Below are 20773 nucleotides of genomic sequence, written 5' to 3' on the forward strand. Positions count from 1 at the left end.
CGTGCCCGTCCGCAGCCGGGCGGGCACGCACCGTCCGGGTCAGCCTCGTTCGGGCGGGCAGGCAGGAACGATGGTGTGAACCCAACCGATGATCTGGAGGCCGGGCTGGGTCAGCGTCCGGCCGTCCCACTGTGCGCGCATGTGGTGGCTCTTGGCGCTGTCGCTGGAGTGGAAGCCACCCATCTTGAACGGTCCCCATCCGACGTCCGCGCTGGATTTGCTGGCCCGTTGGGCGTTCTCGATGTCCTTACGGCCCCACTTCGCCGTGATTTTCACGTCCCGTACGCACAGAAAGGCCGTGGGCAGCATGGGGAGCGAGGTGCCCTCCTGGGCGCGGGTCCCGTCCGACACCTGGTGGGGCGGCCAGCCCGAGACGCTCCAGTACGGGGCCCGGAAAAGCGTGCCGTCGAGCCAGGGGCGCGAAATGGTGCAGAGGCAGTATTTGAAGGAGACCTCCAGATCCTTCGTCGCCTCGTCGGACCGCTCCCGCTCTTCCCTCCCTTCGCCGCTGCCGCCGACATTGAAGCCCCAGAAGCCGAGGCCGTAATTGCCGTTGACCGCGTAGTCGTATGCTTCCTTGCTGTCGTTCTCCACCGTCGTGCCGGCTGAGATGGTCACGGTCGGCCAGTCCTCCGCCTCCTCCGCCGACACCCAGCCGCTGGGAATGACGGTGCTGCGGTAGGTCACCGCGGCCGAGGGCCCCTGAAGGCTGGTCGCATATGACGAGAACAGTTCGCCGGCCTTGCTGAAGGCGATGGCCACCGCCTTGTTCTCGGTGGTGTTGACGACCGCGAGGGCGCTCTCGATGATGCCGGCGTCCGCCCCGCGCCAGTCGTCCCAGGCCGCGGTGACGGGCATCCGCTGGGTGGGGGCGATCAGCGGCCAGGTCTCCGCACCCTCGGGCGTCTTGTGGGCCTCCAAATAGGCCCCCTGATAGGCGGAGAGGGCCGCTTGGTAGGCCTGTTCGAGCTTCCGGTACTCGCGGTACGCGACGGAGGGGACGGTCTTTTCGGTGACCTCGCCGGTGTCCTCATCCGTCACCTTGACCGTCCGGTAGAGAACCCTGAACGCCGCCTCGTGCTTTTCCTTGATCTCTTGGGAAGGTTCGGGTTCATTGACGTTGGCGCGCAGAATGGTGCCGTACACGGCCGACAGCTTGTCCGTCGACCGGGTGGTGACCGGGTTCGTCAGGTGGATCTCGTCGGCGAGTTGGGCCAGATTGAGCGCAGCGCTGAGACTGCCCTTCATATTGCCCGGCGTCCAGGGCCGCGCGTAGTCCTTCGGATCGACGAACCGTCCGGCCGGTTCGAGCGTCAGATACGTCTGGTCGGCCGGGAACGCCGGTTGCAGACTGGAGCCGCCGGCCCCCGGCGAGGTGCCGGTCAGTGCGGCGAAGAGCTGGTTGTAGATGGTCAGCGCCATCAAGTGGTCCTTGTTGAGGGCCGGGCTGTCAGTCATGGTTCTCTCCGATCCTTCCGTTGTCGGCCGTCCCCGAGGGCACCGGGGAGAGCGCTGTGTCAGGAGGCGTGTTGGTCGGTGACATCGGGCCGGGTACGGCCTTGAGCCGCATGTGTGTGAAGTCCTTTCCGGGGGTGTTCTCGCAGGGCCCATTCCTGGGGCCGGTCGCTGTCCGCCACCTTCTTGTGGAACCGTTCGAGGCAGTTGCCGAGCGCACGTTGTCCGTAGTAGTTGGGGTGGAATGCCTCTTCCGTCTGCCCCTGGGAGTAATAGAGGCCGGTTCCCAGGAAACGCACCCATTCCGCCTCCTCCGCGGGAAGGGGGTGGTGCAGGCTTTCGCCCTGATGCGCCTGACGGGGGCCCTGGGCACAGACTTCGCGGTGCGCGAACGCACGGCGATCTGGGCGCCGCTCTGCCGGCGGCGGCGCGCTGTGTCCCCGCGGCCGGGGAGGCGGCAGGCACCAGAAGCCAGGTGAAGACGGTGCACCCCGCAGCCAGCGCCGGCAGCCTGGGCGCACGTGACCGGCTGCGATTCGATGGCGAGTGCTGCCGTATGGGGACGTCAAGTCGCTTGCCGAAAGGGGGGAGTTGGTCGGGTCCAGTGAGTGGGAGGTGTCATGGGGCAGGTTCCCTTCCCTGGGTTCCCACGGCTGCGTCAGGTGTTGCGGCGCTCATGACGAAGCCCGCGCCGTAGGGAATTCCACGGGGTGACGCGGCGCCGGAGAGGGCATACCCGTGGCACCGGCCCAGCCCTTCGGCGACGCTTCCTGTCACCCGGAGAAGAGTCAGGGCGCACGAAAGTGTGAGAGAAAAACGTTTCGCAGACGCGGTTTCCCTCGTACGGAGGAGCGAGAGGCGGAATCTCGGCCGCCGGACCCCGGACGGCACGTACCGGTCACCCGCCCGGCGCCGCTCCGGGCCCATGAGCCCCCACCCTCTGCCCCATCTCTCGCCCGCTCGCCCCCCGCGACAGAACACACATTCGATTACTGGCGTACCCTTGCGGCATGGCCAGGCATCTTCAGGGCTCGCTCTTCGATCAGACCGACGAGGTTCGGCTCGGTCCGCTGGGCGGGATGCACCGCTCCGAGCTCGGCGACGGTGCCTGGATCGACCTGCTGCCCGGTTGGCTGAGCGGGGCCGACGCCCTGTTCGAGCGGCTCGCCGCGGAGGTTCCCTGGCAGGCCGAGCGCCGACGGATGTATGAGCAGGTGGTGGACGTACCGCGACTGCTCGCCTTCTACCAGGCCGACGAGGCTCTGCCGCACCCCGTCCTGGATGAGGCGAGGGAAACCCTCTCCGCCCACTACGCCACTGAGCTCGGCGAACCGTTCACCACGGCCGGCCTCTGCTACTACCGGGACGGCCACGACAGCGTGGCCTGGCACGGCGACCGGATCGGCCGCGGCAGACGGGAGAACACGATGGTCGCGATCCTGTCCGTGGGCGCGCCGCGTGATCTGCTGCTGCGACCGCGGCGCGGCGGCGGCTCGATACGGCATCCGCTCGGGCACGGCGATCTGCTCGTGATGGGCGGCTCCTGCCAGCGGACCTGGGAACACGCGATCCCCAAGACCGCCCGAGCGGCCGGGCCGCGGATCAGCATTCAGTTCCGGCCGCACGGCGTGCGCTGACGCCGGGACGACGTTCCCGCGTGAGGACAGAGGGCCCCCGAGCCGGTGATCGGCTCGGGGGCCCGGGAACTGCTGGGGGTGCCGCGATCAGTGTCTGTGGCACACCAGGTGGCCGCGGTGCCACGTCCGCATCCAGTGGCCCGGGTGGCGGTGGCCGTGCCGGTCACGCCAGGCCGGGTGCCAGACCCGGACCCAGTGTCCGCGGACAATATGACACCGGCCCCGGTCGACATGCTTCGTGGCGGAGTGGTCGCCGTGGTGCGACGGCGTGGCCGAGGCGACCCCCACCGAGGAGAAGGCCGCGCCTCCGGCGAGGGCCACGGTGGCGGCGCCGAGAGCGAGGGCGCGCTTGAACCCGTCAATCATTGCGGATCATGCCTTTCTGCATTGCCGTGATGTTGACCGCCCCGCCGTTGGCCGGGCAGGAATGACCATGCACCCGTGGCGCTCACTCCATCCCGCCAACGCCCGTGGTTTTGCACAATGCAGACAGAGGCCGGAGAAAAGCAGAAATCCTATGAATGTGGTCGATGGGCGCGGAATCGCAGGATCGTGGCCGATCCCGAAAACATCGACCGGGGCGTGACGGGAATTCCGTGCGCCCCTGGGCCCGCCCGCCTCAATCCGGCGCGTTCTCCTCCAGCAGCGCCACAATGGCGGCGTGCCCCGTCTCCCGGTGGTACTCGGCCGCGTGCGTTCCGTCCGGCGCGCGGACAATGAGCTCGACCAATTCGGTGCCCTCGGGACGGGGGCTGCGGCGGACCTCGCACCGGCTGTCCGGGGACGCGCCCGCTTGCCGGCGCAGTTCGCTTTCGACGTCCTTGCCACTCTCCTCACGGGCCATGTGCCATGCCGTTCGGCCCTGTGCGTCGGTGAGCTGTGGGCTGGCGCCATGGCGCAACAGAGCCCGTACGACTGCGATCGATCCCCGCTCGGCCGCCATCATCAACGGGGTCCGGTCGCCGTGGCCCGCGTCCGGATCCGCCTGTCCTTCCAGCAGGAGCTGAGCGGTCTGGTGGTGGCCATTGGCGGCCGCCCACATCAAGGGGGTGTAGGAAGTGCCGTCATCCTCCCTGAGGTTGGGATCGGCGCCGTGGGCGAGCAGTGCGCGCACCACCTCCTCATGGCCCCAGCAGGCCGCCGCGCACAGCGGCAGCCCCTCGCTTCCCGGCTCTCCCCTGCTCTCCGCGTCGGGGACGGCTCCGGCTTCGAGCAGCAGTCGCACCAGTTCCGCCTGCCCCGAGACGGCAGCCAGGTACAACGGCGTCTCCCCGTCGGCGTCCGGCGCGGACGGGGAGGCACCCTGCCGCAGGAGCGCAGCCACGGTGCCCGCCTGGTCCTCGTAGAGGGCGGAGATGAGTTGTGGGGTCAACGCCTCGGTCATGCAGGGTCCTTCCTCGGGGGACGGTTCGGCGCAGCGTACGACGTCCCGCCGCAGGCCGCCGCGGCCGTGGCGCACCTGGCGACGGCGGGGCGGGGCACGGCGTGCCGTGGGTTCAGCTCTCGTTCGGGAAGAGCCGGTCCAGGTGATGGCGGAGGATCGCCGTGGCGGCCTCCGGGGTGCGCTGGCCGACCAGGACGCTGGTGCCGAGGCCGGCCGACAGGGCGAGCAGGCTGATGGCCTCGGTGCGTACCTCCAGGCCGGGTGGGGTGAGACCGGCCTCGCGCGCCCGTTCCAGCTGGTCGCCCAGTGCGTCCTCGGCGGCATTGGGGCCGTCGATGAACGGCTGCGCGGCCAGTGCCTCGTCGGTCACGGCCAGGACGGCGTAGGCGGTGTGGACGAGGTGAAAGGCCCGGCTCTCCTCGTCCGTGGGCAGTGCTTCGAGGAGTACGGCCTCGATCACCGCGCGCGGCCCCGGCGCCTCCCCGGCGGCCCGGACCCGGTCGGCGATACGGCTGCTGAGTCGGGTGGTCAGCCACTGGAGCCCGTGGAGCAGCAGCTTTTCCTTGGTCTCGAAGTAGTACTGCACCAGCCGCAGGGACACCCCCGCCTCGGCGGCCACCTCGCGCATCCCGACGGCGTGCAGTCCGCGCCGCCCGGCCACCCGTACCAGCGCCTCGGTGATCTGCGCGCGCCGCTCCTCGTGGTCCACCCGCTTCGGCATCAGCCGCCGCCCTCCGCTCAGTTCGTTCCGTCCGGCCGGTGAGACCGTTTCATGATACCGCTGTACCATCTTGGTGGTACGGTGGTACCACTAAACCTGATGTCCGGAGGGGACCTGCCATGCCTGAAACCACGACGCGCGACCGTGATCCCGCGGTCGGCCGCTATGTGAACGAGGCCCTGCGGGACCGGTACTTCGCCGCATGCGACGCGGTCTATGCGCTGGGACCGGCCCCGCAGGAGGAGTTGACGGTAGCGACCCGCTTCGGGACCACACACGTCTACCGGTACGGACCGGCCGACCCCGGCGCCGCCGCCCGGACCCCCGTGGTGCTGGTGCACGGTGCCGGGGGCAACTCGTCGCAGTGGTATCCCAACGTCGGCGCGCTGAGCGCGGAGCGCCCGGTCTATGCGGTGGACACCGTCGGCGATCCGGGCCGCAGCGTGCAGCACGCACCCATCCATCAGCCCGAACGTGCCGCCCGGTGGCTGGACGAGACGCTCGACGGCCTCGGGCTCGACCGGGTCCACCTCGTCGGGGCCTCCTACGGCGGATGGCTCGCGCTGAACCAGGCGCTGCACCGGCCCGGCCGACTGGCCTCGGCCACTCTGCTGGACCCGGGCGGCCTGGAGAAGGTGGGGGTCCGGTTCTTCAGCTGGGTCTTCATCAGCCTGCTGGCCACCTTCGCGCCGAAGGCGATGCGTCCGCGCCTCGCCGCCTGGCTCGAACAGCCGGTCCTGGTGGTGCCGGAACTACGGACCATGGTGCGGCTGGGCGTCCGCGCCTACCGCATCCGCCGCCCGGCTCCGCTCCCGCTCACCGAGGGCGAACTGCGCAGTATCCGTACCCCGTTGTATGTGCTGCTGGGGAAGCGGAGCCTGTTGGTGCACCCGGAGTGGCAGCGGGAACGCGTCCCGCGTCTGGTGCCCGGCGCCCGCGTCGAGATCATCGCCGACACCGGTCACGGACCGCAGATCGACCACGCGGCACAGGTCAACAGCCGCATGTTGAGCTTTATGGACGACATCAACTGAGGGGAATACTGGGCCGGTTGGCGATGACGCGGGGCGGTGGGCTCCTCGCCGTCCGCCCCGACCGACCGGCCCGTCCTCTCATCGGGCGGCCGCTCCGCCCCTCCTCAAGACCTCGGCCTCGGCGCCCCGGCCACCCCCGTCACCGCCCCGCCAGCTGCTCCACGGCCGTCAGGACCCGGCCGGCACCGTCCTCCGTGCCGATCAACGCCGAGACCTGCCGGGCACGATGACGGTACCGGGGGTCGTGCACGGCCTTCCGTAGCGCCTCCGCCAGGTTTTCCGTGGACAGCCGCCGGAACGGCACCTTCCCCGGGCTGACCCTCAGTGCCGTGAGGCGCGAGGCCCAGAACGGCTGGTCCAGCATCATCGGCACCGGGACCGCCGGTACCCCTGCGCGCAGACCGGCCGCCGTCGTGCCGGCCCCCGCGTGATGGACGACGGCCGCCATCCGCGGGAACAGCCAGGAGTGCGGCACCTCGCCCACGGTCAGCACATCGTCCCCGTCCACCGCCAAGCCGGCCCAGCTTGCCTGGATCACACCGCGAACCCCGGCGAGCTTCAGGGCCCGGGCCACGAGCCGCCCCAGTCGCTCCGGGTCGCTGGGCTGCATACTGCCGAACCCCACGAACACCGGTGGCGGTCCGAAGGACAGGAAGTCCGCGAGCCGGGGCTCCGGCGTCCAATCGGGGCTCTCCGACGGCCACCAGTAGCCCGCCACCTCCATCCCCCGCCGCCAGTCGGCAGGCCGGGGGACCACCACGGGACTGAAGCCGTGCTGAACGGGCCAGGTGGCCCGACGCCGTTCGAGGGCGGCCGGCGACACGCCCAGCCGGCGCTCCAGATGGCGCACGCCAGGGGCGAAAGCCCGGGTCAGCAGGGACTCGGCGCACCGTGCCGCGGCCCGGTTGGCGAACGGCCCCATCGACGGCACGTCGAAGATGACCGGCGGGAACTCCCGGGTGGGCGCGAGGGGTTGCAGAAAGACACCGAGGCTGGGGAGCCCCAGACCCTCCGCCGCCACGAGCCCCAAGGGCGCCAAACCGCTGGACAGCAAAACGACTTCGGCTCCGGCCGCACAGGCATCCGTCACCGCGTCGGCCATCTCCGGCGCCAATTCCCGGGCCAGCTTTATCTGTTCGACCTTGGAAAGACCGGCCCCCGAGCCGCGCTTACCCGGCCCGGTTCCCTCCTGGGAATCCGCTCCGGAGGTGGCGTACCGGTCGAGTGGAAGCGGGCGGAAACCGAGACCGCTGCGGCGGACCGCCTCGGCCGAGCGCGTATGGGTGGCCATCACCACCCGGTGTCCGGCTTGCCGCAGCCGGGCACCGAGGCCGGTGTAGGGAGCCACGTCGCCGTGCGACCCCGCGGTAGCGATGAGGATGTGCATAGTCGGCAGTGTTCCGTTCCCTGAGTTCCGGCGATTCCGACCACGTACTGCTTCACTCGGGTGGGCTATCCGCCGCAGCCCCGTGGAGCCGAAAACGCTTGTCTTCCTGCACGGTTGTGCAGGGCGCCGGTTGTCAGTCCCGGCGTGCGATCACCCGGTAGGCGTTGGAGAGACGGGTGCGCCGGGTGAGCGGCGCGAGCAGGATGTCGATTCCGAAGAGGACGAGGAGGGCCGGCGCTGCGGCCAGCAGGGACAGCCTGCGGACCCAGCGGCTGACCGGGCCGGGCTTCCTGGGCAGCCACGGCAGATCTTCGCCCGGCAGCACGCAGTTGAGCACGTTCACGGCCGCGGAGGTCAGATCGGTCGGGATGTGCGGCTCCCGCCGGTTGGTGGCCACCACGGTGAAGCCCTGCTCGGTCAGTGCGCCGCAGAGGTTGTCCAGCGGGATGAGGTGCAGATGCTGTGGCTGTAGCCAGGGGCCCCACCAGCGGCCGAGCAACCGGGCGGCGGCGGACTGGGGGTCGGGTACCTCGATCAGGAGATGCCCGCCGCGCCGGAGCGCCGTATGCGCGGCGGCCAGCTCCTGCCGTGGCGCCAGAGTGTGTTCCAGGTAGTGGTACATGCTCACCACGTCGTACTGGGAGGTGAGTTGACCCGCCAGACCGGCGAAGGAGCCCCGGTAGGCACGGGTGATCCGGCCGTTGCGTACGCCGATCTCGACGCCTTCGCCCCAGTCGAGCCCGTGGAATTCGGTACGCGGGTGGATTCTCCGGGCCTCGGCGCAGAAGTGGCCGTGGCCAGTACCCACGTCCAGCCAGCGTGCGGGGCGGCTGAACGGAAGCAGTGCCCGCGCACGGGCACGGTAGAGCTTGACCGCGAGGGGCGAAGCGGCCATCCGCGCCATCGTGGCCTCGCCCAGGCCGTCGTAACAGTCGCGGTAGTAGAAATCCAGGCCGTCCGCGCTGAGCCGGGGATTCTGGAATACGTGCCCGCAGTTGCGGCACTGGTCGAGTACGAAGTGCCCCGGCTTGCGCTGGGGATGGTTGGTGGTGCACAGACGGCGGCGCAGGCGGGCGGAGGTGCACCAGGGGCAGGTGGCGCGCTCCGGATCGAAGAACCGGTCCAGCCCGTGCGCCAGCTCGTCCTGGTAGCGGGGTCTGTGGGCGGCGATCTGCTCGCTTCGCTTGTTCCTCACGGGGAGCCCCTTTCAGCTGTAGTCCTGGTGGCGTGGGCGTGGCTGTCGGTGTGGACGGTGAACGCGATACGCGAGGTTGGATTTCCTCGGCCGTACGGCCAGCAGACCGAGCCGGAGCGGCGGGTCGGGACGGGCGGCCGGCTGCCGGTGCGTCGCCCCGAGCACGCACCGCGACGGGAGGGCCGGACCGTCCGGCTGCGGCCGGCCGGGGCACCGTCCGGCGCTCACGAGGCCGCTGCCGTACGGGTGCGGTTGCGAGCACGGGCACGTGGTGTGGAGAAGCGACGCACACAGGGGCGCTCCACCCCCGCGTACAGCAGCCATGAGGCCAGCAGAACGATGGGGAGGCCGACCAGCACCACAGCGAGATTGCTCCAGCCGTGGCCCCGCAGCCCCAGGTACAGCAGCCCCAGCACCAGGAAATGCACGAGATACATGGCGTAGGAGAGTTCACCGAGGAACACACAGGGCCGGCTGCGCAGCAGCGAGGGCCGGTCGCGCAGATCCAGCTCCGCGGTCGCGTACACCAGCATGACGAGCGGTGCCACGGTCGAGGCCGCGTACAGGAAGCGCTGCGGCAGAAACGCGGGGTTCATGATGATCGCGCTGATGACACCCAGCGCGGCCGGCAGCACGCCGATCCGCGGAATCCGGAGACCCGACGAGGCGAACCGCGCCGCCATCATTCCGAGGACGAACTCGGGCAGCCGGACGATCGGCAGCATGTACAGAAACCAGTACTCGGAAAACGAGGAGCTGTCCGGGCTGACCACGAGCGCACAGAACAACGGCAGCGACCACACGATCGCGATCGCCGTTACCGCGCCGATCAGCAGTCCACGGGGCGACAGCCGCTTGACCATGGGCAGCAGTACGGGGAAGAGGAAGTAGAAGAACATTTCGGCGGCGAGGGACCAGGAAACAGGGTTGCCCGCGGAGACGAAGGCGTGGCTGGGAACCCAGGTGTGCACCAGGAAGAGGCTTGCCAGGCCGGCCGCTATCCCGGAGCCCGTGGTGACGGCGGCCGTACCGGCACAGGCCAGCGCGGTGACCACCACACACCAGGTGAGCAGGTGATTGGGAAAGATTTTGGCGGCCCGCCGTCGCCAGAAGGCGCGTGCGGTGTCGTCCGGGCGGGCCGAGTGCGTCAGCACATAGCCGCTGAGAATGAAGAAAAGCGATACCGAGCTTCCACCCAGCCACACTTCGGGCCCGAGGGTCTCGGCGAGATGCGGATCGATCATCAGCCTGCTGTGCGTATAGAGGACCCCGACCGCGGCGGCAAAGCGCAGACCGGTCAGCGACGGCAACCGTTTGGGGAGGGCGGACGCGCTGTCCGCAGCCGGCGGTGCCGCCTCCCCGTGCTCGGCAAGGGGGCTTCCCGCCATGCCGGTTGACTCGGACGACGGACCGGAAAGAGGGTGCACGAGGGGCCTCCTGCGGGGGAAACTCCCGGGCCCGTGGCATCACTCATTGACGTATGGCTGCGCCGGTGGGTCGCCCGGGATCGGATGGAAGGACTGGTCCTTGCCCCGTGCGGAGGAATGGGCGGCCCGTCGCGCGGATAGCACGATTGACCCACCGCGGCACGCCCCGTGCATAGGGCGGGTGGCCCGATTTCACTCGTACGGTCCAGCGTTTGGTGAAGACGCCGGGCCGCCGCCGTACAGGTGATTCCTGCGGTCCTGTGGCCGGGCGGGTGTGGGGCGCGGCGGGGCCAGGAAGAGATACGTCCGCGCCGCGATGTCACGCCCTCGGGCCGCAGAACGGTGCCGACAGCCCCTCAAGGGTGGGGCAGGAAACGACGCGACCGCATCCGGGCCCGACCCCTTGCCCGGTCCAACCGCCACCAGAGGTTCCGAGTTGAAGCACACCCGCGTACCGACGCCCCGCACCGTCCTCACCGGTGCCGCTCTGGTGGTGGCCCTGACCGCCGCCACACTCACCCTGAAAACCGCCGAGGCCGCCCCCGCCAAGGCCCCCGATCCGCCGACGGCCACCGCCGCCGGACAGCGCGCCAAGGGCATCAGCTCCACCCTCGGTGCCGACGGCGCGGGTGCCTACTACGACGCCAAGCACCGCAAACTCATCGTCAATGTCACCACCGAGGCCGCCGCGGCCAAGGCGCGGGCGGCCGGTGCCGAAGCCAGGGTCGTCAAGCACTCACTCGCCTCGCTGGACGCCGCCCGCGCCACCCTCAAGAGGCAGGCCACCATCCCCGGCACCTCCTGGGGGATGGACCCCAGGATCAACAAGGTGGTCATCACCGCCGACCGCACGGTCCGGGGCGCCAAGCTGGCGCAGCTCAAGCGGGTCGCCGCCGCGCTAGGTGACCGAGCCGTCCTCAGACAGTCCACGGGCACCCTCCGGCCGCTGATCGCCGGCGGCGACGCCATCTGGGGGACCCGGGCACGCTGCTCGCTCGGCTTCAACGTCACCAGGGGCGGACAGCCGTACTTCCTGACCGCGGGGCACTGCACCAACGCCGTACGGAGCTGGTCCGCGACACAGGGCGGCGAGGAGATCGCGGTGACGGAGGCCGGCACCTTCCCCGGTGACGACTACGGGATCGTGAAGTACACCGCCGCCGGCATCGTGCACCCCGGCCAGGTGGATCTCTACAACGGCGGCATGCAGTCCATCACCCGGGCAGGCGATCCGATCGTGGGCCAGAAGGTGCAGCGCAGTGGCGGCTCCACGCATGTGCACGACGGTGACGTCATCGCGCTCGAAGTGACCGCCAACTACCAGGAGGGCGCGGTCGACGGTCTGATCCAGGCGACCATCTGTGCGGAGGCCGGGGACAGCGGCGGATCGCTCTTCGATGGTGACACCGCCCTCGGTCTGACCTCGGGCGGCAGGGGCGACTGCTCCGCGGGCGGGGTGACCTACTACCAGCCCGTGCGCGAGGCCCTCGAAAAGACCGGAGCGCAGCTCGGCTGACAGGCCCTGTCGCTGCCTTGACCAGGTCACCTGTCGGGACGTCAGCCGACAGGTGAAAGAGTGTCCCGTTGAGTGACAACGGGGCCCGGTGACGGGCCGGGGGCGGACGAGGTGGGGCAGGCATGGATGCACAGGGGCGGGAGAACGACGGCCGGGGTCAGGGGGGCCACGTCCTGCCGGATGACACGGTCCCGCTGCGGCCACGCCTGGGGAACCACCACGCGACCCCGTCTCGTGCGGCGCACGACGGCGGGGTAGCCCACCCGGCGGGTGAGCAGCGGGCTCCGATCCCGTCGCCGGCCGGTGAGCCGATAACCGAGCCCAAGCGGTCGGGGAGTGGCTCCTCGGGTCTGCTGAAGTCCAGCGCCGTCATGGCGGCGGGCACCTTCGTCTCCCGCATCACCGGTTTTCTCCGTACGCTCGTCATGGCCGCGGCGATCGGCGTCGGCACCCTCAACGACTCCTACCAGGTCGCCAATGTCCTGCCCACGATGATCTACATCCTGGTCGGCGGCGGGGCGCTGAACGCCGTCTTCGTGCCGCAACTCGTGCGCGCCATGAAGCAGGACGACGACGGCGGCGACGCGTACGCCAACCGTCTGATCACCCTGGTCATGGTGGTGCTGGGGAGTGTCACGGTGCTCTGTGTGCTGGCGGCGCCGCTGCTGGTGCACATGATGTCGCCGGATATCGCCGCCGACCCGCGCCGGATGGCGGTCACGGTGGCCTTCGCCCGGTACTGCCTGCCCACCATGTTCTTCATGGGCGCACATGTGGTGCTCGGCCAGATCCTCAACGCCCGGGGCCGCTTCGGCGCGATGATGTGGACCCCGGTACTCAACAACATCCTGATCATCGCCACCTTCGGCGGCTTCATCTGGGCCTTCGGCGGCTTCACCGACTCCCGCGTCAGCCCCGCCACCACCACCCCCGAAGGGGTACGGCTCCTGGGCCTCGGCACCCTCCTGGGCCTCGCCGTACAAGCGCTGGCGATGCTGCCGTATCTGCGCGACGCCCAGTTCAGACTCCGCCCGCGCTTCGACTTCCGCGGTCATGGCCTGGGCAGGGCCATGGGCCTGGCCAAATGGACACTGCTCTTCGTACTCGCCAACCAGGCCGGCCTGATCGTCGTCACACAACTTGCCACCAAGGCCGGCTCGCTGGCCGAACGGGCCGGGCACTCCGGCTCCGGGATCACGGCCTACAACTACGCCCTGCTGCTGTGGCAGATGCCGCAGGCCATCATCACGGTGTCGGTGATGACCGCGGTGCTGCCACGGATGTCCCGTGCGGTCCAGGACGAGAACGTGACCGCGATCCGCGAGGACATCTCCCACGGACTGCGGACCTCCGCCGTCGCCATCGTGCCCTGCGCGTTCGCCTTCCTGGCGCTGGGTGTGCCGATGGCCACGCTGCTCTACGCCGGCTCCGATGCCGACGGCGCCCGGGGCATCGGCTACGTCCTCATGGCCTTCGGCCCGGGGCTCATTCCCTACTCGGTGCAGTACGTCGTGCTGCGCGGCTTCTACGCCTACGAGGACACCAAAACCCCCTTCTACAACACCGTCATCGTCGCCGCGGTGAACGCCGCCGCGTCCGGGGCGTGCTTCGTCCTCCTCCCGGCGCGCTGGGCCGTCGCGGGCATGGCCGCCTCCTACGGTCTGGCCTACGCGGTAGGGGTCGGCACCGCCTGGCGCCGACTGCGCAAGCGGCTGGGCGGTGATCTGGACGGCTCCCGCGTGCTGCGTACCTATGCCCGGCTGTGCACTGCGGCGCTCCCCGCGGCGCTCGCCGGCGGTGGTGTGGCATACGCGCTCACCCGGGCAGTCGGCAGCGACGCCCTGGGCTCACTCGTGACGCTGCTGGCCGGTGGGGGTGTCCTGCTCGGTGTCTTCGTGCTCCTCGCGCACTGGATGCGGGTGTCGGAGCTCAGCGCGATGGTCGGCATGGTCCGGGGACGCCTCGGACGCTGAACGCGGGTGGGGCGGGGCGGCCGACGGGCCGGCGCCGTCAGTCGGCGAAGCGGCGGACGTAACGCTTCTGCCAGGGGGTTTCGACGGCCCGGGGATCGTAGTTCCGCCGTACGAAGTCCACTGCCTCGCCGGCCGGTACGCCGTCCAGGACAGCGATGCAGGCCAGGGCCGTGCCGGTCCGGCCACGGCCACCGGCGCAGGCGACCTCGACACGTTCGGTGTCGGCCCGCGCCCAGGCCGCACGGAGCGCGGCCTGGGCCTCGGTGTGACTGCTGGGCAGCCGGAAGTCGGGCCAGCGCAGCCACTGGGATTCCCAGGGGACCTCGGGTGGCTGCTTGCCGAGGAGGTAGACGGCGAAGTCCGGCGTCGGGCCGTCCGGCAGCGGTCGGCTAAGCCCCCGGCCTCGGATCAGACGACCGGAAGGAAGCCTCAGGATCCCGGCGTCGGTTGCGTTCCAGGTAGCGGTCATCCGGACACCGTATCGATGCGGCCCATCAAGGACGGGGAGTTCAGCGGTAGTTGGTGCCGTTCGCTCGTGACGTCAGTCGGCGGCCGGCGCGCGGTCGGCGTATCAGGACCGGAGCGAGCCGAGCGGCAGCGCCGGTGTTTTGCGGCGCCTTCGATGCGCGCTCTGCCATTCGAGTGAGGGGGCGTCAAGGCGCTTGCAGCTGTGCTCACCCCAATGGATAACTGGTCACATTCCAAACCGGTGGGCTGCCCATTCCTCTCGGGGGAGTGGCAACTGGCCTGCCCTTACGCCCGATTGAGAGTGCAGGCGGCGATGTGTCTGTGGCATCCGCGGCAGGCGCCCTCCCACGCTTGAGGAAGTGCATTCATCACTCGGTGCCCCTTCGCGTGCACCGGCTGGTGCGGTAGCTCACGTCACCTCTTTCTGGGGGCGTCATGCGAACTGTCCGCACGTTGCGATCCCTCCTCGGGATCTGCGCGCTGACCCTGGGACTGACCGTGGCGATGGCCGCGGCTCCGACCAAGGCACACGCTCAGGTTCCGGTCCTGTGCAGCGAGACCTCGCTGGTGAACGCGATCGACTCGGCCAATGCGGTCGGCGGGGACACCTTGGCACTCTTTCCGTTCTGCACCTACCAGCTCACCAGCGCTCACGGGACCTCGCCCCACGGGGCGGTGGGACTGCCGCCGATCACCACCCCGATCACCCTGCTGGGTCTGGGAGTCACCATCACCCGTGCCCCTGGCGCGCCGGCCTTCCGGATTCTTCAGGTGGAGGGCGCCGCGAACGTGCCGGGCACCAAGGGTCAGTTGAGTGCGGTGGGTCTCACCATCCGCGGTGGCAGCGCGGTGTCTCCGTATCCGGGAGGCGGCCTCTCGAACCTGGGCGGCACGGTCTCGATGCTCTCCAGTTCCGTCACCGGCAACTCCGCCATCGCCGGGGGCGGCATCTACAACGACAACGGCAGCATCACGCTGACCACCAGCTCCGTCACCGGTAACCAAGCCACCTCCAGCGGGGGCGGCGTCTATGTCAACTCGGGTGGGGTGACATTGCTGGGCACGTCGGTGCGCGACAACACCCCGGACAACTGTGCTCCGTCAGGCAGCGTCATGGGCTGCACCTGACGGTCGGCCGAGGTCTCGGCCACCTGCTCCACCAGGCAACACCCCCTCAACCGTCGACGGCGAAGGCCGCCATCCGGTTCCGGTTGAGCACTCCCTCTCACACACCTCACCGAAGGAGCACCAACATGCCCATCTCCCCCAACCAGGGATCGACCGGCGGCGGGACCACGGTCGTCATCACCGGCACCAACCTCGGTGGCGCCACCGCCGTGAAGTTCGGCACGAAGAACGCCACCATCACCGCCAACACCCCCACCTCGGTCACTGTGACATCGCCCTCCGGCACGGGCACCGTACCGGTGACGGTGACCACCCCCGGCGGTACCAGCAACCCGCTCCAGTTCTTCTACGTCGGCGCGCCGTTCAAGTCCTCCCTGTCACCGGTGAGCGGCATCACCGCGGGTGGCAACACCGTCACCATCAACGGCACCGGCCTCACCACCGCCACCTCGGTGCAGTTCGGCGCCGCCAGCGCGACCCCGACCGTGGTCAACGACGGCCAGCTGACCGTCACCGTGCCGGCGGGTGCGGCACCCGGACCGGTGGGTGTCTCGGTCACCACCGCCGGCGGCACCAACAACGGCCTGTCGTACACCTACATCGACGCGCCCACGATCGTCAGTCTGAACCCCACCTCCGGTCCGGCGAGCGGCGGTACGGTCGTGACGCTCACCGGCACCAACCTCAGCACCACCCAGTCGGTCGACTTCGGCGGCACCCTCGCGCCGTTCTCCGTCCTCAGCGAGACCAGCCTCTCGGTCGTCACCCCGCCCGGCACTGCCGGTGCCGTTGATGTCACCGTGACCACCAGCGGTGGCAGCGCCACTTCCACCGGTGCCTTCACCTACGTCGCCGGGCCCGGCATCTGACCGGACCCCGATCCGCCGACGGCCTGGTCCTGCGACCAGGCGGGGCGGACCACCTGCCCGGACAGGAGACACCGTCCCTGTCCGGGCTCTCCCTCCCTTCCCATGACGAGCCTCGGCCCGGACCTCTCCTCGGGGCCGGCCGGGGCTCACGCCCACGAAGGACCATGGCCGTGAATCGCTCCGCACACCCGCCCACCTCCTCCGTCGCGCCGTCCCTGGCGGCCACGCCCACCGTCACATCCGTTTCTCCGACGTCCGGTTCCACCGCGGGTGGCACGGCGGTGACGGTGACCGGCACCGGCTTCACCGGCGCCACCGCCGTCCGCTTCGGCGCCACCCACGCGGCGTCGTTCACGGTCAACTCCGACACCCAGATCACCGCCATCAGCCCGGTCGGCAACGGAACGGTGCAGGTCACCGTGACCACCCCCGGCGGTACCAGCAACCAGTTCGTCACCTACGCCTATGTCACCGCCCCCGTGCCGAGCCTCACTTCGGTGAGTCCCACTTCGGGTCCGGCGTCGGGTGGGACGGTGGTGACCTTGTCGGGTTCGGGGTTTTCGGGTGCGACGGCGGTGCGGTTCGGTGGGGTGTCGGCTGCGTTCACGGTGAATTCGAGTGCGCAGATCACGGCGACGGCGCCGGCGGGTTCGGGGACTGTTGCGGTGACGGTGACGACGCCTGGGGGGACGAGTAATGGTGTGTCGTTCACCTATGTCTCCACGCCTGCGCCGGTCCTGACCTCGGTGAGTCCTGCTTCGGGTCCGGCGTCGGGTGGGACGGTGGTGACGTTGTCGGGGTCGGGGTTTTCTGGTGCGACGGCGGTGCGGTTCGGTGGGGTGTCGGCTGCGTTCACGGTGATTTCGGGTACGCAGATTTCGGCGACGGCGCCCGCGGGGTCCGGTACTGCTCAGGTCACCGTCACGACGCCCGGCGGCACCAGCAACGGAGTGTCGTTCACCTACGTCTCCGCGTCCGTGCCGGTCCTGACCTCGGTGATTCCCAACTCCGGCCCGGCAGCCGGTGGGACGACGGTCACGCTCACCGGCACCGGCCTGGCGTCCGCCACCGCGGTGCGGTTCGGCGCCACACCGGCAACCTCCTTCACCGTCGTCTCCGACACCCACCTCACGGCCGTCGCCCCTCCCGGCACCGGCACCGTACAGATCACCGTCACGACCCCGGGGGGCACCAGCAACGGCCTTTCCTACACCTACACCGGTGCCCCCACACTGAGCGGCATCAGTCCCAACCAGGGGAGCACCTCGGGCGGGAACACCGTCACGCTCACCGGCACCAACCTCACCGGCGCCACCTCGGTCACCTTCGGCGGCACCCCGGCGACCTCCGTGACGGTGCTGTCCCCGACCCAGATCACCGCCGTGGTCCCGGCGGCCACCGCCGGGCCGGTCGATGTCACCGTCATCACCCCCGGCGGCACCAGCACCCTCCCGAAGGGCTACTTCTACGTCAGCCCCCCGGTGCTCGCCGGCGTCACCCCGTTCTCGGGCCCGCTCTCGGGCGGCAACACCGTCACCCTCACCGGCACCCACCTCATCGAGGCCACCGCGGTGCGCTTCGGGGCCACACCGGCAACCTCTTTCACCGTCGTCTCCGACACCCAGATCACCGCCGTGGCCCCGGCGGGAGCCGCCGGCCTGTCGAGCGTCACCGTCACCACCGTGGGCGGGACCAGCAACCCGGTCTCCTACACCTACCTGGCGGCGCCCAGCATCACGAGTCTGGTGCCGAACCAGGGGACCACCTCCGGTGGCAGCACCGTCACCCTCACCGGCAGCAACTTCGCCCAGACGACCACGGTGCTCATCGGCGGCGCGCCCACCGGGTTCACCGTCGTCTCCGACACCCATCTCGTCGCCGACATCCCGGCCGGCGCCGCCGGCCCGGTCGGTATCACCGTCACCAGCCCCGGCGGCACCAGCGCACCGGCGGTCTACACCCGAGTCGCGTCCCCCCATATCTGAGACGCCGAATCGCCTGACAGCCCGTCTCCCGCGGGCCGTCAGGCCCGGAGGGGCAGCGATGCGTCCTCTCCCCGCTCGCGGGAGGCGGGGACGCATGTAAAGCAGATGCCGCGGCACCACCCGGCAACGTAATGTGCACTCCCGATAGGTGACACTTACTTCGGGAGGGCTTGATGATTCCGGAACTGGTCAGGACCTGGGCGTCCGGCTGGGCCATATCGCGACACACGCCGACGCCAGTGGCGAAGCCCTGGGGGGTCTATATCGAGGTGGGCCGGCCGGACCAGGTGGGGCGCCATGTCCTCCCGGAAGCCAACGAGTTGGCGGTGCGCGCGGCCGCTGCCTCGGTCACCGTGCCGCACACCTGGCTCAAGGTGCCCATGGATCCGGAGGAGGTCGGACGCCGGCTCCCTGCGGGCTGGGTGGTGGACAAGGGCGAGACAGGCCATCTGATGGCCACGGACCTCCGCATCACGGCACCGACGGCACCCGAGGGCTACACCGCAACGGTGGAGACCCGCGACGGCGTCACCTGCGTCCAACTACGCGACACCGAAGGGGAGTTGTCCGCGCAGGGCCAGATGGCCGTCCTCGGGCGGGCCACGGTCATCGACCGTGTCACGACCGAGCAGGCCCATCGCCGACGCGGGCTGGGCGCCTTCGTGATGCGCACCCTCGCCGATCACGCGGTGGCCGACGGCGCGACCCTCGGCGTTCTGGGCGCGACGGACGAAGGGCGTGCGCTGTACGAGACCCTGGACTGGAAGACGTACGCGCCGCTGGCGGCGTGCATCTATCGCCCCTAGGGTCCCTCGCGAAACGCTCGGCCCGGTGCGGAGGTTGTCCCTCCACCGCGGACGACGAAAAACAAAGGCAAGGAGATAACTCACTCCTTGCCACTCTTAACGTATAGCGCATGGGGAGCCTTGCGGCAAGGCCCCCGTGGTGCGTCAGAATCTCCGCTCGAAGCCAGAAGCTGCGGAAATCCGGAATTCACGAAGTGCGTGCGCTTTGTGCTCCCGAATCGCGCGGAGCGGCTGGCCGGAATTCCTTCTCGGTGAACGGGCGTTTTGATGATTGACGTGATCGTGGTCGGCGGCGGACCGACCGGCTTGATGCTGGCCGGCGAGTTGCGGCTGCACGGGGTGCAGGTGGTCGTGCTGGAGAAGTTGGCCGAGCCGACCGAGCAGTCCCGCGGGCGTGGCCTGCATGCGCGCAGCGTCGAGATGCTGGACCAGCGCGGCATGCTGGACCGGTTCCTCGCGGCCAGTGAGAAGTTCCAGGCCGGCGGTCTCTTCGGCGGCATCATGAAGCCGTGGCCGGACCGGCTGGACACGGCGCACCCGTACGGCCTCGCCATCCCGCAGCCGGTCACCGAGCGGCTGCTCAACGAGCGTGCCCTCGAACTCGGTGCCGAGATCCGGCGCGGCTGCGAAATGGTGGGGCTGAGCCAGGACGAGGACGGGGTGACCGTCGAGATGGCGGACGGTACGCAGCTGCGTGCGCGGTATCTCGTCGGGTGTGACGGCGGCCGCAGTGCGGTGCGCAAGCTGCTCGGCGTCGGCTTCCCCGGCGAGCCCGCCAAGGTCGAGACGATGCTGGGCGATATGGGGGTGGCCGAGGATCCGGCGACGATTGCCGCCGTCGTCGAGGAAGTCCGCAAGACCCAGCTCCGGTTCGGCGCCGTTCCCGACGTGGACGGGAAAGCGGGGGTGTACCGCATCATCGTGCCCGCCGACGGTGTCGCAGAGGACCGTACGACCCCGCCGACCCTGGAGGAGTTCAAGCAGCGGCTGCGGGCCGTCGCGGGTACCGATTTCGGGGTGCACTCGCCGCGCTGGCTGTCCCGGTTCGGTGATGCCACCCGGCAGGCCGAGCTCTACCGGGTCGGCCGGGCGCTGCTGGCCGGCGATACGGCGCACATCCACCCGCCGGCCGGTGGGCAGGGACTCAACCTCGGCGTACAGGACGCGTTCAACCTCGGCTGGAAGCTGGCCGCGGCGGTCAACGGCTGGGCGCCGGAGGGGCTGCTGGACAGCTATCACGCCGAACGGCACCCGGTGGGCGCCGCCGTGCTGGACAACACCCGCGCGCAGATCACGTTGCTGGGGACCGACCCGGGGGCGACCGCGCTGCGGGAGCTCTTCGCGAAGCTGATGGACTTCGAGGAGGTGAACCGGTACGTGACCGAGATGATCACCGCGGTCGGAGTCCGCTACGACTTCGGCGAGGGCCATGACCTGCTCGGCCGGCGGATGCGGGACGTGGCGCTGAAGCGGGGGCGCCTCTACGGGCTGATGCACGGCGGCCGCGGACTGCTGCTCGACCAGACCGGCAGGCTCTCGGTGACGGGCTGGGCGGACCGGGTCGACCATGTCGTCGACACCAGCGGGGAACTGGACGTGCCCGCGGTGCTGCTGCGGCCGGACGGGCATGTGGCGTGGGCCGGTGAGGACCAGCAGGAACTGCTGAGCCGGCTGCCCGAGTGGTTCGGCGCGCCCGTCAACTGAGCACGCAGGACGGCACGGTCCGGCCCGCCGACCCGCCGCAATTTCCTCACCCGCAGCACATCATCGCTGATATCGCGGAAAGCA

At 69.9% G+C, this 20773-nt stretch carries 17 protein-coding genes; 9 read left to right on the forward strand and 8 right to left on the reverse strand.

From position 1 onward, the window contains the following. Positions 1-39 precede the first annotated feature (39 nt). Together TU31_RS25470 and TU31_RS38765 are read right to left on the reverse strand one after the other, a co-directional pair. Entirely contained in the window at positions 40-1458 is a 1419-nt protein-coding gene (locus TU31_RS25470) for a hypothetical protein (RefSeq protein WP_042158549.1), read from the reverse strand. Positions 1459-1517: 59 nt separating this feature from the next. Then, a complete protein-coding gene (locus TU31_RS38765) occupies positions 1518-1754 on the reverse strand; it encodes a hypothetical protein (RefSeq protein WP_158894646.1) in 237 nt (78 codons plus the stop codon). Positions 1755-2465: 711 nt separating this feature from the next. Between TU31_RS38765 and TU31_RS25480 the strand changes: the two genes are divergently transcribed. Then, the gene (locus TU31_RS25480) at positions 2466-3092 is read left to right on the forward strand and encodes an alpha-ketoglutarate-dependent dioxygenase AlkB (RefSeq protein WP_042158553.1); all 627 of its coding nucleotides are present in this window, start codon (positions 2466-2468) and stop codon (positions 3090-3092) included. A gap of 619 nt (positions 3093-3711) precedes the next feature. Here the strand turns inward: TU31_RS25480 and TU31_RS36245 are convergent. Together TU31_RS36245 and TU31_RS25495 are read right to left on the reverse strand one after the other, a co-directional pair. Next, complete coding sequence (locus tag TU31_RS36245; RefSeq protein ID WP_042158556.1) at positions 3712-4476, reverse strand: ankyrin repeat domain-containing protein; 765 nt, start codon at positions 4474-4476, stop codon at positions 3712-3714. Between the two features lie 112 nt (positions 4477-4588). After that, positions 4589-5197, reverse strand: a complete 609-nt coding sequence (locus TU31_RS25495) for a TetR/AcrR family transcriptional regulator (protein ID WP_042158940.1) — start codon at positions 5195-5197, stop codon at positions 4589-4591. Between the two features lie 119 nt (positions 5198-5316). Between TU31_RS25495 and TU31_RS25500 the strand changes: the two genes are divergently transcribed. Next, positions 5317-6231 carry an alpha/beta fold hydrolase gene (locus tag TU31_RS25500; protein ID WP_042158559.1) on the forward strand — a complete coding sequence of 305 codons (915 nt, stop codon included), beginning with the start codon at positions 5317-5319 and terminating at the stop codon, positions 6229-6231. Positions 6232-6370: 139 nt separating this feature from the next. Here TU31_RS25500 and TU31_RS25505 read toward each other — a convergent pair whose 3' ends face one another. From TU31_RS25505 to TU31_RS25515, 3 genes are all read right to left on the reverse strand, one after another. After that, positions 6371-7618, reverse strand: coding sequence for a glycosyltransferase (locus TU31_RS25505; RefSeq protein WP_042158560.1), 1248 nt, complete (start codon positions 7616-7618; stop codon positions 6371-6373). Between the two features lie 133 nt (positions 7619-7751). Next, entirely contained in the window at positions 7752-8813 is a 1062-nt protein-coding gene (locus TU31_RS25510) for a class I SAM-dependent methyltransferase (protein ID WP_042158561.1), read from the reverse strand. Positions 8814-9037: 224 nt separating this feature from the next. Continuing rightward, on the reverse strand, positions 9038-10201 hold the full coding sequence (locus TU31_RS25515; RefSeq protein WP_245698700.1) for an acyltransferase family protein: 1164 nt from the start codon (positions 10199-10201) through the stop codon (positions 9038-9040). Between the two features lie 475 nt (positions 10202-10676). Between TU31_RS25515 and TU31_RS25520 the strand changes: the two genes are divergently transcribed. Beyond that, on the forward strand, positions 10677-11756 hold the full coding sequence (locus tag TU31_RS25520; protein ID WP_042158564.1) for a S1 family peptidase: 1080 nt from the start codon (positions 10677-10679) through the stop codon (positions 11754-11756). Positions 11757-11878: 122 nt separating this feature from the next. Further along, positions 11879-13729 carry a murein biosynthesis integral membrane protein MurJ gene (gene murJ, locus TU31_RS25525; RefSeq protein WP_042158566.1) on the forward strand — a complete coding sequence of 617 codons (1851 nt, stop codon included), beginning with the start codon at positions 11879-11881 and terminating at the stop codon, positions 13727-13729. Positions 13730-13766: 37 nt separating this feature from the next. Here murJ and TU31_RS25530 read toward each other — a convergent pair whose 3' ends face one another. Beyond that, positions 13767-14198, reverse strand: coding sequence for a protein-tyrosine phosphatase family protein (locus tag TU31_RS25530; protein WP_042158568.1), 432 nt, complete (start codon positions 14196-14198; stop codon positions 13767-13769). A 452-nt stretch (positions 14199-14650) separates the two neighbouring features. Between TU31_RS25530 and TU31_RS25535 the strand changes: the two genes are divergently transcribed. The 5 genes from TU31_RS25535 (at position 14651) to rox (ending at position 20689) form a co-directional block, all read left to right on the forward strand. Continuing rightward, positions 14651-15325, forward strand: a complete 675-nt coding sequence (locus TU31_RS25535; protein ID WP_245698701.1) for a hypothetical protein — start codon at positions 14651-14653, stop codon at positions 15323-15325. A gap of 125 nt (positions 15326-15450) precedes the next feature. Then, on the forward strand, positions 15451-16194 hold the full coding sequence (locus tag TU31_RS25540) for an IPT/TIG domain-containing protein (protein ID WP_042158572.1): 744 nt from the start codon (positions 15451-15453) through the stop codon (positions 16192-16194). Positions 16195-16364: 170 nt separating this feature from the next. Continuing rightward, entirely contained in the window at positions 16365-18179 is a 1815-nt protein-coding gene (locus TU31_RS37075; RefSeq protein WP_370682762.1) for a beta strand repeat-containing protein, read from the forward strand. A 239-nt stretch (positions 18180-18418) separates the two neighbouring features. After that, complete coding sequence (locus TU31_RS25550; RefSeq protein WP_306304275.1) at positions 18419-18985, forward strand: GNAT family N-acetyltransferase; 567 nt, start codon at positions 18419-18421, stop codon at positions 18983-18985. Positions 18986-19252: 267 nt separating this feature from the next. Beyond that, positions 19253-20689 carry a rifampin monooxygenase gene (rox, locus tag TU31_RS25555; protein ID WP_042158577.1) on the forward strand — a complete coding sequence of 479 codons (1437 nt, stop codon included), beginning with the start codon at positions 19253-19255 and terminating at the stop codon, positions 20687-20689. Positions 20690-20773: the final 84 nt, after the last annotated feature.

Source organism: Streptomyces lydicamycinicus, from assembly GCF_000829715.2.
GTDB classification, from domain to species: domain Bacteria; phylum Actinomycetota; class Actinomycetes; order Streptomycetales; family Streptomycetaceae; genus Streptomyces; species Streptomyces lydicamycinicus.

Coding starts and splice junctions, on each gene's coding strand:
- TU31_RS25470 (WP_042158549.1), bottom strand. CDS start 1,458: ATGACTGACAGCCCGGCCCTCAACAAGGACCACTTGATGGCGCTGACC.
- TU31_RS25480 (WP_042158553.1), top strand. CDS start 2,466: ATGGCCAGGCATCTTCAGGGCTCGCTCTTCGATCAGACCGACGAGGTT.
- TU31_RS36245 (WP_042158556.1), bottom strand. CDS start 4,476: ATGACCGAGGCGTTGACCCCACAACTCATCTCCGCCCTCTACGAGGAC.
- TU31_RS25495 (WP_042158940.1), bottom strand. CDS start 5,197: ATGCCGAAGCGGGTGGACCACGAGGAGCGGCGCGCGCAGATCACCGAG.
- TU31_RS25500 (WP_042158559.1), top strand. CDS start 5,317: ATGCCTGAAACCACGACGCGCGACCGTGATCCCGCGGTCGGCCGCTAT.
- TU31_RS25505 (WP_042158560.1), bottom strand. CDS start 7,618: ATGCACATCCTCATCGCTACCGCGGGGTCGCACGGCGACGTGGCTCCC.
- TU31_RS25515 (WP_245698700.1), bottom strand. CDS start 10,201: ATGGCGGGAAGCCCCCTTGCCGAGCACGGGGAGGCGGCACCGCCGGCT.
- murJ (WP_042158566.1), top strand. CDS start 11,879: ATGGATGCACAGGGGCGGGAGAACGACGGCCGGGGTCAGGGGGGCCAC.
- TU31_RS25530 (WP_042158568.1), bottom strand. CDS start 14,198: ATGACCGCTACCTGGAACGCAACCGACGCCGGGATCCTGAGGCTTCCT.
- TU31_RS25540 (WP_042158572.1), top strand. CDS start 15,451: ATGCCCATCTCCCCCAACCAGGGATCGACCGGCGGCGGGACCACGGTC.
- rox (WP_042158577.1), top strand. CDS start 19,253: ATGATTGACGTGATCGTGGTCGGCGGCGGACCGACCGGCTTGATGCTG.